Source organism: Parabacteroides goldsteinii, assembly GCF_020091425.1.
Taxonomy (GTDB): Bacteria; Bacteroidota; Bacteroidia; order Bacteroidales; family Tannerellaceae; genus Parabacteroides; species Parabacteroides goldsteinii.
Map to the genome: position 1 here is coordinate 2,064,161 of NZ_CP081906.1, position 12,862 is coordinate 2,077,022.

The window sequence follows — 12,862 nt, forward strand, 5'->3', positions numbered from 1 at the left end:
CATCAATATGTAGGGAGCGAAAAATATCCCAATAAGAACAGATGCACCGGATAGAAAGCATAAAATCCATACTTGGCCGTACTTCCTTGTATGAATCCCCTCGTTCCATCATATAGCGATAACACGATTGCCGCCATTATAGCCCCGACTATGCCGTAGTATATCATCAATGGAAGCATAAACAGCAACAAGAGTGGCCGATGCTCTCGCATCATGTAGCATATCACTATCAGCGAGATTCCCCTCCATTCATAGTCTGTCCCCAAGCATGTAGCGAATATGGCAATCAAAGCTATCATGCAGAAGCAAACAAATTTCCTCTGATGGTACTTCTCAAAGATAGCCAGTGCTCCCACACCTAAAGCCAGCGTGAACATCACATTATGCGTCCCATCCGCTCCATTCAATAAAAGCCACGGCACTTCACTGGCAACCGCAAAACCGAGCAGTGTCAGAAAGTAGCGCAACCTGTTCCGGGTATGCGAAAATCCCTCCGCTATCAGGAAAGCGAACACCGGGAAGGCGATACGCCCGAAGCTGCGCATCGCCTCATACAAGGTTGTTTCGTGTTCCAACAGGTAGTAAGCCGAATGGTCAGTCAGCATCGAAACAAGAGCAATGACTTTCAATGCGCTGCCGCTTAATCCGAGAAATGAATGCCCTGCTTTATTCGCAGAATCCAGCATGTTCATCATCTTGCGTTTTTAAGATATTCCAAGCAATTCCTTCACCATATCCTCCACCTCCTGGTTGACCCTTTTGAAGTTGCGGTTCAGCATGATTTCCTTCTCCCGGTCATTCTTGAACTCATAGATTTTGGGCAGGGCTACATAGTGCTCTTCCTCCTTCTTAATCTTCTTCATGTCGAAGTGGGTCTTGCAGAAATACTTCGTGGTCTTGAACTCCTCCGACTGCTCGATGTCGAAGCGGTCCAGCATCTTGTCATCGGTAGCGGTAAAATCACGTGCCGCCTGACCCGCCAGCCACCCCGTAGCCATATCCGCTATCTTGGCAGCCGGAACAAGGTAATCCATCTTCTCGGAGATTGTGGTAGATACCTTTTGGTCGTTGATGGAAATGGAGCGTGAGGTCTGTTTCGCCTTGCCGAACACGTCATTCTGTGCCCACTCCAAGGTCTCCTTGTTACGTGCCGCTCCCATGAAGATGTTACCGCAAGTAGTTATAATCTTCTGCATGCCCACCTTGCCATAGTCCGCTTCCAACTGGGGAAGTTCCTGAAAGCCCAACGTCACGGCGACCTTGTTGCTTCGTGCCGTACCAATCAGCCGGTCTATTTTGTGGAAGTACAAGGTAGGCAACTCGTCCACGATGATGCTTACCGGGATATTCCCCTTGGAGTTCACTCTTGTAATCAACCGGTTCAACACCAAAGCGTTCAGCGAACCGATGACCTGTTCCTTCTCCGGGTCATTGGCGATGACCAGATAACTCGGATGGTCTTTGTCGGAAATCTTCAGGTCGAAGTCGTCCCCGGTGAACACCCAATAGGCTTCAGGGGAAACCAGCCGTGCCGCATTGACACGAAGCGTACCCACCATGCCTTCCAACTGGTCATTCGCCTTGTTTTCAAAAGCACTCTTGAACGGAGCCATCAGTGAGGCAATCTTATCATCCTGCATCAGGATGTTGAACACCTGGTCGTAAGACCTGCCTAAGAAGGAAAGCACATGGGGCATATCGGAATACTCCCCGGTAACAGTGTCCGGCTCTACCTCGTTGCCCATCTCGTCCTCATACCAGCAGCGTTCAATCCGTATCTTCTTCCCGGTTCTGTCCGTATAGCAAAAGCCGTTCAGGTCCACAAACATCCTGTCCTCGTCCGTAGATACATCATTCCCGTTCTCATCCACGAAGTCCAGTACTACATTCCCCTTCTCGTCTATGGCATTGAAGTCATCCCAGTTCCGAATGACAATCTCCAATTTCTTTCCCTCCAGTGATATGTAACGTTTCAGCTTCTTCCCGTTCCTGAACCCGACCGGGTGGAAATTGACAAAGAAGTAGATGATTGCCGCAAGAAAGTTCTCCGCCGAATTGGTGAAGAACGCTTCCGAGCCGCCTTTCTTTTCGCCACCTCCTTTATTCAAGGATGCCAGCAAGGTAGCGGCAGTTTCCGATGCCGCCGCCAAATCCGGGATATACTTCCGTTGGATAGGATTGATACGGTCTGAATACTCCACATCCGTAAAGTTGATAGTACGGAAGCTACAGTTTTGTGGTAACCTACCGGCCTTACGATTCTTGCAAAACTGATAGAATAGCGTCTTGGCAAGCGTCGGGTACTTGAAATCGTACACCATCATGGCAAAACCCTTTGCCGCGTGCTGCCGGATGAAAGGGTCAATGATACCGAAAGACTTACCTGAACCCGGTGTACCGAGTACGATAGTGCCACGGAACGGGTTGATGATGTTGATCCAACCCTTGTGCATCTTCCGCTTCCAATAGTATATCATCGGTATGTTCACCGAATAGTCATTATTGGCAAGCACTTCCGACTGTTGGAAGGACTCGTTCTCGAAATTGAAACGGTCATCGCCCACCTTGTAATTGTAATACTTGGCGATGCCGTCCAATCCCTGATGCACCAACATGGTGCCCACCACCGAACAGACAGCATACAGGATCCTGTTCGCCGGGAATCCCATCCAGCTCATACCGAAGTCCATTCCGTGGAAGAGGAAGCACAAGCCAACAAGGGTCAGTCCTGCCAATACAGGATAGATAACCATCGTCTTCACATTGAACTTCAATGCCTTCTTCGCCTTTGTCCCGATACAGACGATACAGATGCAGACCAGCTCCGCCACCTTGCAGCCGGAAACGGAATTGAACACCTTGAACCGTCCAAGCAGGTCAAGGACAAACTGCGTTACCCGGTTATCCGCCGTAATCGGCAAATTCATCACGATTTCCAATATGAGGAAAATGTAAATGCAACTACGGAAATAGTTATACATCTGCTGCTGTTCCCTTGTCTCTTCAAATGCCATACGCTACTTTTTTCGTTTAAACTTCGTTTGAATACTGTTTGAATGTCCTTAGAATGGAATCTTTACACCTATCAGCAACCCGTTTCGGAAGGTGTCACCATGAATGAAGTTCACGTTGTTCTTCTGGATAAAGGCGAACTCCCAGCCGTTCTGAAACACATAGTTGTATTCAAATCCTGCCTCCATTCCAAGAAAGAACTTTCGTTGTACAGCCCCGAATTGTGGGCCGAAACGGAAACGTAGTATCCCGTTCTTGTAGCGGACAAGGCGGTGCTTGTACAACACACCAACGTCCCAATAATAACCTTTCCAAAAACGGTCACTCACCGGTGTCTGCCAGTGGTCGCCAACCTCTCCGAATACTTCCACGGCGCTTCCGTAAGAAAGCGGATGCTCGTAACCCAGCGTGGCGTTTAACGTGGAGGGAAACAGAAAGCCGGCGTTCAGCGTCAGCTTACTGTCCTGTGCGGATGCGTCTATCGAAGCAAACGCACACAATAGGATAAACAAAAACTTTTTCATGGCTTCGGAATATAATTGATGTAATAATGAGGATAATAGGATGTCCCTTTCAAGATGTCCGAATCAAAGCCGTCCGCATGGAGGATATCCTCGTATTCGATGGCCAGCGTGATTAACCGTCCGCTGATTTGGTTCTCGGAGATTTCAAGTCGGAGCACCTTCTCGTCCGGGAAGGTCAGCTTGGGCAGTACCAGCACATTGCGGTAATGCTTCTTGAACTTCTTGGCAAGGTTGAGCGAATAGACCGGTGTCAACTCAATGGTCTGTGAATTGGTCGCTTTAGCTTCCTTCTTGTCGGTCAACTTGACGCGTAGTTCCTCGATGTCGTAGGCAATCTTCGTCTTGTTCTCCAGCGAGTAGTCAATAAAGAAATAGTCCCCGATGGAATAGATGTTATTAACCACGGCTTTCATACCATGCATCCTTGACACCACCTGGTTGTACTTACGGTTGCTGCCATAGACCGCCCAGGCGTACCGTGCCATTTCCGACATAGGCATGGAGACTTCGGGGTTGATGTAGGATTCCGCATGTTGGTAGGAGACATGGTAAATGGAAGCGGCATACCGTGGCGATTCAGTATATACGATGTCATACTGGGCGATGTGGCGTTCCCCAATCAACGTCACCGTACCCAACAGTTCATCCTCATTATAGCCGTCTGAATGGATGGAATCGCTCTCCATAAAGGGCTTGATACGGACTATGTTGTCAGCACACTGGTTGCCGATAATCTTCGTGGTGGAAATATCCACTAACTTGATATTCTCCGGCATGACGATGTGGGTGGTCACTTCATGATTGACCCGTATCTTCTCGTTGGCAGAAACATTCACTGCCAAGCAGAAGATAAAAAGGATGATTGAAAGAATCTTTGTTTTCATTTTCAAGATCGTTTTATTGTTGATTTTCTGTTTTTACCTTGCTTCATCCGAATTTATCAGATAGACAATGGTGTTATACTTGATTTTCGCCTTGTTCTTCCGGATGTTGGAAGAGAGTGCCGACGTAGCGGAGTTGTACATATTCTGCAAGGCTTGCAGGGCGACCGCCTCCCCGGAAATCCCCGACCCGTAGCCGTCCGATTCAAAGCTGATGTTCTGTTGCACCGTGCTGGCACTCGCGTCTTTCATAAAGTCACGGAATGCGGATTCCGGCACATAGAACCCCTCCATGCCGTCATTGTCGAACACGGACAGGTTGACCTTGATGAACTTGCCGCCGACCAAGATGCTGGTGATGGCCGCACGTACCCGCTGCTGCCCGAACCCCGTCACCGTCCCGTACAGGTAGGTGCCCTTTTTGAGCTTTGTCCCGCCTACCGTCACATCATCAAGCAGCTTGAAGCGTAGCCGGGTACCTTCCTTTGCCTTGGTGGTCTGGTCAATCATCGCGCGGATAAGCGTGGCATCCGCCGCACCACTTTCCGTTTCCACCGTGTGGAACTTGTCAGCGTTGGTATCGGATGACTTGATGACCAGATTCGGGCGGTTACGTTCCTTTTCTTCCTCCCGTACCCGTGCGATGGAATCCGCACGTTGTCGGCGTACTGCCTCTTCCGCATCCTCCCGGCTGATACCCAATCCGCTTTCGATAGCTTTCTGCCGTTCATAACTGCGTCGCTGTATCTCTTCCAGGTCACGGGCGAAATCATCCTGAGAAGAATAGCCGTTACCGTTATTTGCCGGATTGTCACCGTATGCGTAAACATTGATGTGTTTACGTGATTCAGCAAGCGAGCGTTCCAGCTCTTCCATTTCTCGCTGTTGCCGGATGCGTTCCGCCTCGGCCGCGTCAAGACGGTTCAGTTCCTCCTCCGAATAGCCGTGCTCCAATTCTTCGTTTTCCATCTTCTCTTCGCCAAGGGAGCCGACGGCGGTAAAGGCATCCTCGTCACCGAAGCGCCGGGACATTTCATACATCTTGTCACCGGCTTCTTCCGCCCGGGCTTCCGGCAGTTCCATATTGATGCGGTCGGTAGCGACTTCCTGTTTCTCATCATCGCCAACCCCGAAGGTCTGCATCACAAAGTATATCAAGGCGCAAAGCGGTACGAAGATGACCAGCGGAAAGATATACTTGGGCTGTTTGAAATTTACTTTAATCATGGTTCTTTTCCTCGTTGTTATTCAATGATTTGACAATATGCTCCAGTTGCTTGTACCGCTTGATGATTCGGATGGAATCCCCGTGTGTCTTATGGGGTACGGCTATCAGCGAATCCAGTTCTTCACGGATAGACAGGCCGTCCGTGACCAGTTCCATCAGCGTAGTGCAGTGCCTTTCCTTGTTCGCCTGAATGGTATGGAATCCGTTGAACATCGGTCCCATTCCGGCAATGGTTCCTACATCCGGCTCTTCCGTTTCTCTGCCACCGGAAAGGATAGATCCTATAAGCAAAAGAAATAATGTACCTGTCACATAAGCGAAAACACGCTTCGGATGCTTGGAAGCCCATGCGTTTGCCAACCTGATTCGTGCGGTCAACCTCCACCGGATGCCGATTGCCGCCATCTTGGGACGCAGCCAATCCGCAAACGCCTGATGGGTCTGCCGGCGGCTGTCCTGTAATTTCCTCTTGATTGATTTCATATTTCTTGCACGTTAATAATCCAAATCCTTGTTCTCTATGGTTCTCCAGCCTGTAATCATCAACCCGTGAGGATTGTTGCGTGTCCTTGGCACATTCTCGATAAAGCCGGTCGTGACCATCGAGCGTTTCATGTCCCGTGTACGCCGCTTGATAAGCTGCGTGCCGTAATAGGTGAACTTGCGTTCATGCTCGTCAAAGTTGATGGAGTCGCATAGGATGGTACAGACCGCCGACGAGGATATGATGTCGGAATAAAATCCGTTCTCGTCCAACGCCTGTTTCTGCTTGAGCGCCGTCCCGTCCGCCATGTACATCGCCTTGCCGACCGTCCACTTGATATAGTCGTTATCAGGCGGCAAGTTGAAAAAATACTGATGAAAGAGCTGGATATGCGCTTTCGCCTCCATCGTGAAATTGGCTTCCAGTTGGGCACGCTGTGCCAAAAACGGGATGTCACCGTCAAGGATATATATCTGTTCCCGTTCCTTGGTCACCAGTGCCACGCAACACCATACGGTGAACCCGCAGATGACAACTGAACCGCTTATCGCTGCGATAACCGTCATCATGGCGAGTCTTGTTTTCTGTTCTAATGATTGTATAAGCATATCTGTTATGTTTTTAAGTTTATGATGGCATCATTGCTTTGGCTCCACCCGTCACCGTATTTCCGGCTACAGCCCCGGCTGTCGCCGTAATGCCTACGGCGGTCGCACCTGCGGCAGAACCCGCTCCCGAACTTACTCCGCCCGGTATCAGCCAAGATGCCACTTCGGGGACAAAGCGGATGATGTAGGCACCCACCAACATTCCCATGGCATACATGCAGTTGGAACCGATGCCCTGCAGGCCGAGTGCGCCAATCTGTGACCAGGAGTTGAGCGAACCGTGCAACAGGTGGTCGTAGGCAATCATGTCCTGCTGCAAGTTATAGAGCAAAATGAAGTCAATGTAGTACAGGCACATATAGGTCACGAATCCCCACAGCGAAAGGGACAGGAACTTCGACATCCACTGGCTCCATGCCGAACTCCAAGGCGGGGCAAGCGACAGGGCGAACATGATCGGGCAGAATATCAGCATGATGGCCATGAAGATACGCTGTGCCACAAGGATGCCGTAATAGGACATCTGGAATATCAGTTCCCCGACAAAGCGGATGACATCGTTTATCCACTCGCTGACTTTGGTCTCGGTGGCGACCGCCGCGCGTTGGGCGTAGTTGTTGATGGTAGTGCCCAAGTTCTCCACGTTATAGATGAGCTTGTCCCACCAGTTGGCATCCTCGCCGATGGCGGCGACCTGTTTTGCCGTGGCTATGGAATCCTGCACCGCCCGCAGACGGTCCAAATACTCGCTCTGTTTCTGTGCCACTTTCAACTCGAAAGCGGCAACCTCCCTGTTCTTGGAATGTGCCATCGCTTTGGTGGCGGCTTCCAGTTCCTTGCCCGGCACTTGCAGGGCGGAACAAATCCATGAAGAGAAGGAGATGCACATGGAGATACCGACAATACGCAGCAGTTTCATGACATCCATGCCGCGCCGTCCGAGCATCATCATCCAACACTCGTAAGAACCGACACAAAGGGCAAGGCAAAGCCCGATGACACGTGCCATGGAAACCGCGTCACCCAGCACCGCCACATTCGGGAAGGTTTCCATGGCGACAAGCAGCTTGTCAAGGCTGTCGTCGATGGCAGGCAGACCGATAGTCAGGGGAATAAAAAGTATGTTCATGTTATTGAAAATTAAAAGATTGTCAATAATGTGTAGCTGCCATAGCGCACAGATGGGCGGTACGGTTAACCAGTTCCGCCATTTTCACCTTGGCATCCTCGTAAGCTTGCCTGCGTTTGGCATTCTCCAGTTCGTAGCCGACACCCGTCTTGTGGATATAGGCGATGTCGGAACAGAGCAGTTCGTTCTGACGTCCCAGTTCATCCACCTGGTATTTAAGCTTGCCGCCGCTTTTCTGCATACAGTAGAGCAGACCGTCCGTGATGCAGTCCTGCATCCGGTTGAACTCGTCCTTGTAGGAGGCGTAGGTCAAATCCACCGAACGGTCGGCTTCCCGAAGCAGTTCCTCCTTGTACAGTTCCTCGACATACTTGCGTTCACTCTCGACCTTATCCACCTTCTGCCGTTGGGTCTCTTCCGAAAGGACACGCACCGGCATGATGCGCTTGATGTTGGATTTCGGTTCCTTGAACCTGACCCGCCAGCCGGACTTGAGACCTGCCCACTTCCAATACATTTCAGCACCGGAGTATCTCCTGTGCAGGAAGTAGTAGTACCAATCCGGAGCAAAGTCCCAAGGGCCGTTTTCCATCGACTGCCATTGTTTCTCTTTCTGCTTGTCATGTCTTACCCGTTGGGCGTTTCCAACAAGAGGAAAACAGCACAGCATGGCAAAGAGTCCTATCATTGTCTTTCTACATTTCATATCCTTTGTTCCATTTATTGATTACCTTTTCCGCTATCGCATCCTTGACTTCCGAGTTCAGTATCTCCCAGATATAGTCAGGCTTCCAGCCGCAATCCGTCACCAAGAAGCAATAGAGGTTCGCGTTGTCTATGATGTGCCGGGCACGGTCGATGGAAGTTTTGAGTGAAAACACCAAATCCAGTTTCTCGTCCATGGAGGCTTTCATCAGGTTGATGCCGGATGCCGCCACTGCCGCATAGAGGTTGTAGCAATGCTTCACTTCCCTCGATATGGCGACATTCGCATCCGTATAATACCATGCCACGAAGGGTTTGCCCGACACGTACTTGAATGTATTGCTTGTAAAGTCCTTGTACTCCTTCACTAACATATAGAGCGAATTGGCGGTAGAGGAAATGGCTCCGGCCAATACCAGATAGGAATGGGCGTTGTTAAGCCTTGTGTCAAGGGTGGTACGGACATCATTGAACTTGTCCGCCCCTTTGGTAATGAACGACTGTTCTCCGAAACTCGCGGCTACACGCTGTAACGCCTTGTCTTCATCCTTCTTGATTGCCTTATGCAAGGCTATCAAGGCTTCTATGGTCGGAAGGTCTTTCGGTATGTCAATGGCGGAAGTCCTGACAGGCAGCAGGATTACCAATGAGAGAATGAAGAGTTTGAATCTCTGATACTTCATGGCATATAATTTTAAGATTTCAATCCGTTCCAATCACGTACCAGTCCATCCACTTGGTTCTTCATTGTCACCACGTTTGCCCAGCCTTCCGGGTCTATGGCAAAGAAGAGGTCGTTCAGGGTGGCATATTGCGCCATCAGCATCATGCCCTCCACCTTGTAGCGGATGTTCATCAAGTCCGTATAGATGCGGTTGGCAACCGTCAGCCTTTCGTAACGGTCAAGCATGTTGTGGCCGTCACCCTGCTTCTTGGCTGTTCCCTGTCCTTTAAGCGGATTGCCTATCTTGGCGTTGTTCACGATGTTCACGAAGTCGCCCACCAGTTGTTGGGTCTCCACCACAAGGTTGCCCAGTTCGTTCAGACATGACAGTTTGTTGCTGAACTTGGCTCTGTTCACCGTCTGGACCAGTTCAGGCACATCCCTGATAATGTCGTAGGCGCAACGGCCTATCTCGACATAGTACTTGCTCTCCGTCCCGAAACCTTTCACGTTTTCCAATGTCAGCTTGTAGAGTTCCTTGATGGTCGCCATGCTCACGGTATATAGTTCCAGCTTTTTCTTCTTGGAAGCGATGGAGTCCAAACGGTGGTTGTGCTGTCCCTCAATCGCTTTTTGGGTGGCGAGGTTGGTGGTGACGGCTTTCAGGCAATGCGGGTCTGTCACGACCTGCCAGATTGCAAATGATTGATTAGTGGCGGCCATTACCATAAATGCCACCAGCATGAATTTGATGCTTACCTTTTCCATAACGACATGACTTTTTGTTGTTGGTTGACTTTCCGGGCAAATTCGAGATACTTCAATCCGCCATCCTCTTTTCTGTCGGCTTCGATACGGGTAATCGCCTCCTGCATCGTGCCGTATTGCCGGAGATAGATTTTCAGGGCTTCCTTCTCGGTGCGTTCCGTGGTGTACGCCCAGTAACATTCCGGGGCTTCCTCCACGCCATACACATCCGAGTGCGTGCCCCGGCATATCCAGACCTCCTTGAAATAGCTGCGTCCTTCATGGTTGTTCAGGGCGTTGATGGTGAAAATCTGCTGACGTTGCACCTGCGTCAGTCCCAAGATGGCGGCGATTTCCTCGTACCTGTCCTTGAACTTGGTCTGGTCAAGCAGTATCTTCACATCGGAATTGTTGATGATGGCCTCTTTCACGATGGGCGAATCTATCACGTCATTCAGTTCCTGGGTGACCACTCCGGCTATGCCGTGGAACTTTCTCACCGTCTTGTATAAATACTTGATGTACTCCGCCATGGTGGGTGAAGCGATGGCTTTCCACGCCTCTTCGATTATCAGCGCCTTGCGCCCCTTCTTAATGCGCATCTTCTGCAGGAACACGTCCATGATAATCAGTACCACAATGGGGAAAAGCACGGGGTCATCCTTAATTTTGTCAATTTCAAAGACGATGAACCGCTCATCGAAGAGGTTGGCGTCCAAATCGGAATTGAGTGTCATTTCCAGCTCACCGCCCCGGTAGAACTGTTTCAGGATGGCGGCGAAGTCGCGGATGGGAAAACTGATTTTCTCCAGCGACGTGATTTGGGGGATGCGCTGCAAGGCGAACTCATAATAGGAATTAAAGGAGAGTTCACTCACTTTGAGCTTCCGCTTCTGAACTTCCAGATGGTCTATCTGCCGGTCTATCTTGGCCAGCATGGAGTTCTCGTACAATTCCAGCTTGAACTTCTTCATAATCCGCAAGGAACGTTCCCTTTCGGATGGGGAGGCAGCCGCATCATGGGCGAGCGCGTTCAAGGAACGGCACTGGCGCAGGAGTTTATGGCGGCGGGCTTCCGAGGGCAGCATCAGCGCACGGCTTTCCGGCTTTTCGGACTTTTCCGGCGGTTCTTGTTCGTTTATCAACCTGTCGATGTCCTCCATTTCGTGGTCATACTTCTCATGGTCGCACTCCATCCGGGCGGCTACCAACAGTTTTTGCCGTAACCCTTCCCGTTCCTTGTCGGTAAAGTTCTCAAAGGGATGGAAGTAGGCTTCGTAGTATTCCACGATGGTCTGGTTGATAAGCATATCCTCGATTTTGGAAGGTATGCTGTTCCCTTTGAAAATCAGGAATACCAACGATTTCAAGAAATTCTTCTTCTCCCCGAAGTTCTGGGCATACTCTTCTTCAGTCACCTTGAAAGGGTTCATGGAAATGGGTTTCTCCTTGGAATAGGATATGTAAGTGCCTTTATAATAGCCGCAGATGCCTTCATAGGAATCTCCGGTATCAACCATGACCACATCGGTGTCCTGTTCCAAAAGCTGCCTCACGACCGTATTCATGTGGAAGCTCTTGCCGCTTCCGCTTGGCCCGATACAAAAAAAATTGGCGTTGTCGGTCATCTTGACTTTGCCTTCCTTACCCGTGATGTCAATACATATCGGCAATCCTTGACGGTCGGTGTAATAGGTCGTCAGGGGTGTCTCTTCCGAACCTTTCAGGTGTTCCTTGAAGAAAAGACACAGGGCGGCATCGGAGAGCGTAAGGAAAAGGTCATAATCGGGATTGAAGGCGTAGGCATTGCCGGGAAAGCTGTCCGTGAACAATTCCAGTTGGTTGTAGGCTGTCTTTGACGGCATGATGCCGCACTCGTAGAGCTTGGTCTCTATGTAGGACATCACCGGGGTCACCCTGTCCGTCGGGCAGCTAACCAATATGTTGAAGTTGCTGTTTACCAAAAGGGTGCTGTCAACCGCCAGCCGGTTCAGCACTTCCTCGATGTCCGCCTTGGCAATCTTGTTGCTCGGGTCGGGCATGGAGGCGTGACGCTTGGCTTTGGCCTGCAACTTGCGTAACAGCTTGCGCTGGCCGGGTATTTGTATCACCTGGTTATAGACCACGCAGTCGGCAAACGGTATGCTTGTCAGGAAGGAGAACAGGTCGGTGGCGATGGGGTAGCCGTTGATGTTCGTCCGCGTGTAGGGTTTTACCACGGACGGAAGGCTGATCTCGTCAATGTCAACCAAAGGGAAGGAACGGATGACACGGTTGCCTGTTTTCAGGTATTCGTCTGATGCCTTGAAGTTGGTCATGGAGAAAGGGCCGTGACGGAATTGGAACGCCATGAAGCGGTGGCAATACTCCTCGACCTCTCCCTTGGTGAGTTTGCGGTGGCGGATGTTCCGTTCGGTAAGAATGTCGTCCACCTTGGATATTTTGGAATGGAACTCCATCCATTTCTTGGGGTCGTACTGCACGAACTGGCTATGCTGCACTTCTTGTGTGACAACGAGGCAGGTGCGTATCTCCGTAAATTCCCTTCCTTCAAAATAGTTGAAATAGCTCCGGGTCAGGAACTCCGCACCGTCCGGCACTTCATGGTGGTAGGCCTGTTTGCAGAAGATGTCCTGCTTTTGCAGGGCATAGCCCTCGCCAAGGGTCTGCGCCACGTTGGAAAGCACATCTTGAAAGTGCAGGTACCGCTCCGCATCCGTACAAAGTTGCTGCACGGGGTTGGTCATTTCAAAGATGACGGAAGGCTCGCCTTTCGCTGAAAAGAGGACGACATTACCGTCCGTCTCTTCCAGCCCCGCATACAGCCCGTCAAACGCTTTCTTCTTGATATGTGCCATTTTGTTATTGTTAGTTGTTCTT

At 50.5% G+C, this 12,862-nt stretch carries 12 protein-coding genes; all 12 read right to left on the minus strand.

From position 1 onward, the window contains the following. Positions 1 to 2: 2 nt before the first annotated feature. Genes K6V26_RS09635 through K6V26_RS09690 form a run of 12 tightly spaced genes read right to left on the minus strand, consistent with a single transcriptional unit; the run spans position 3 to position 12,840 of the window. On the minus strand, positions 3 to 692 hold the full coding sequence (locus K6V26_RS09635; RefSeq protein WP_224265827.1) for a TraX family protein: 690 nt from the start codon (positions 690 to 692) through the stop codon (positions 3 to 5). A 12-nt stretch (positions 693 to 704) separates the two neighbouring features. Further along, positions 705 to 3,014, minus strand: coding sequence for a type IV secretory system conjugative DNA transfer family protein (locus tag K6V26_RS09640; RefSeq protein ID WP_224265219.1), 2,310 nt, complete (start codon positions 3,012 to 3,014; stop codon positions 705 to 707). Positions 3,015 to 3,062: 48 nt separating this feature from the next. Beyond that, positions 3,063 to 3,536, minus strand: coding sequence for a hypothetical protein (locus tag K6V26_RS09645; protein WP_224265220.1), 474 nt, complete (start codon positions 3,534 to 3,536; stop codon positions 3,063 to 3,065). Beyond that, a complete protein-coding gene (gene traN / locus K6V26_RS09650) occupies positions 3,533 to 4,420 on the minus strand; it encodes a conjugative transposon protein TraN (RefSeq protein ID WP_224265221.1) in 888 nt (295 codons plus the stop codon). The genes K6V26_RS09645 and traN overlap by 4 nt, the downstream gene beginning before the upstream one ends. 33 nt (positions 4,421 to 4,453) lie before the next feature. Beyond that, positions 4,454 to 5,644 (minus strand): conjugative transposon protein TraM, encoded by a 1,191-nt coding sequence (gene traM, locus K6V26_RS09655; RefSeq protein WP_224265222.1) that lies wholly within the window; start codon positions 5,642 to 5,644, stop codon positions 4,454 to 4,456. Beyond that, complete coding sequence (locus tag K6V26_RS09660; protein WP_224265223.1) at positions 5,637 to 6,128, minus strand: hypothetical protein; 492 nt, start codon at positions 6,126 to 6,128, stop codon at positions 5,637 to 5,639. The genes traM and K6V26_RS09660 overlap by 8 nt, the downstream gene beginning before the upstream one ends. 12 nt (positions 6,129 to 6,140) lie before the next feature. Further along, on the minus strand, positions 6,141 to 6,737 hold the full coding sequence (gene traK, locus K6V26_RS09665; protein WP_224265224.1) for a conjugative transposon protein TraK: 597 nt from the start codon (positions 6,735 to 6,737) through the stop codon (positions 6,141 to 6,143). A gap of 19 nt (positions 6,738 to 6,756) precedes the next feature. After that, positions 6,757 to 7,866, minus strand: coding sequence for a hypothetical protein (locus K6V26_RS09670; protein WP_224265225.1), 1,110 nt, complete (start codon positions 7,864 to 7,866; stop codon positions 6,757 to 6,759). Between the two features lie 22 nt (positions 7,867 to 7,888). Further along, the gene (locus K6V26_RS09675; RefSeq protein ID WP_394373148.1) at positions 7,889 to 8,536 is read right to left on the minus strand and encodes a DUF5045 domain-containing protein; all 648 of its coding nucleotides are present in this window, start codon (positions 8,534 to 8,536) and stop codon (positions 7,889 to 7,891) included. Positions 8,537 to 8,561: 25 nt separating this feature from the next. Beyond that, on the minus strand, positions 8,562 to 9,254 hold the full coding sequence (locus K6V26_RS09680) for a hypothetical protein (RefSeq protein WP_224265227.1): 693 nt from the start codon (positions 9,252 to 9,254) through the stop codon (positions 8,562 to 8,564). 11 nt (positions 9,255 to 9,265) lie between these two features. Beyond that, positions 9,266 to 9,979, minus strand: a complete 714-nt coding sequence (locus K6V26_RS09685; protein ID WP_394373149.1) for a hypothetical protein — start codon at positions 9,977 to 9,979, stop codon at positions 9,266 to 9,268. Positions 9,980 to 9,990: 11 nt separating this feature from the next. Next, positions 9,991 to 12,840 (minus strand): TraG family conjugative transposon ATPase, encoded by a 2,850-nt coding sequence (locus tag K6V26_RS09690; protein ID WP_317197530.1) that lies wholly within the window; start codon positions 12,838 to 12,840, stop codon positions 9,991 to 9,993. Positions 12,841 to 12,862 lie beyond the last annotated feature (22 nt).

Bases quoted from the DNA above. Each gene is read 5' to 3' on its own strand.
- K6V26_RS09675 (WP_394373148.1), bottom strand. From the start codon at position 8,536: ATGCTGTGCTGTTTTCCTCTTGTTGGAAACGCCCAACGGGTAAGACAT.
- K6V26_RS09660 (WP_224265223.1), bottom strand. From the start codon at position 6,128: ATGAAATCAATCAAGAGGAAATTACAGGACAGCCGCCGGCAGACCCAT.
- K6V26_RS09635 (WP_224265827.1), bottom strand. From the start codon at position 692: ATGAACATGCTGGATTCTGCGAATAAAGCAGGGCATTCATTTCTCGGA.
- K6V26_RS09680 (WP_224265227.1), bottom strand. From the start codon at position 9,254: ATGAAGTATCAGAGATTCAAACTCTTCATTCTCTCATTGGTAATCCTG.
- traK (WP_224265224.1), bottom strand. From the start codon at position 6,737: ATGCTTATACAATCATTAGAACAGAAAACAAGACTCGCCATGATGACG.
- traM (WP_224265222.1), bottom strand. From the start codon at position 5,644: ATGATTAAAGTAAATTTCAAACAGCCCAAGTATATCTTTCCGCTGGTC.
- K6V26_RS09670 (WP_224265225.1), bottom strand. From the start codon at position 7,866: ATGAACATACTTTTTATTCCCCTGACTATCGGTCTGCCTGCCATCGAC.
- traN (WP_224265221.1), bottom strand. From the start codon at position 4,420: ATGAAAACAAAGATTCTTTCAATCATCCTTTTTATCTTCTGCTTGGCA.
- K6V26_RS09690 (WP_317197530.1), bottom strand. From the start codon at position 12,840: ATGGCACATATCAAGAAGAAAGCGTTTGACGGGCTGTATGCGGGGCTG.
- K6V26_RS09645 (WP_224265220.1), bottom strand. From the start codon at position 3,536: ATGAAAAAGTTTTTGTTTATCCTATTGTGTGCGTTTGCTTCGATAGAC.
- K6V26_RS09640 (WP_224265219.1), bottom strand. From the start codon at position 3,014: ATGGCATTTGAAGAGACAAGGGAACAGCAGCAGATGTATAACTATTTC.
- K6V26_RS09685 (WP_394373149.1), bottom strand. From the start codon at position 9,979: ATGCTGGTGGCATTTATGGTAATGGCCGCCACTAATCAATCATTTGCA.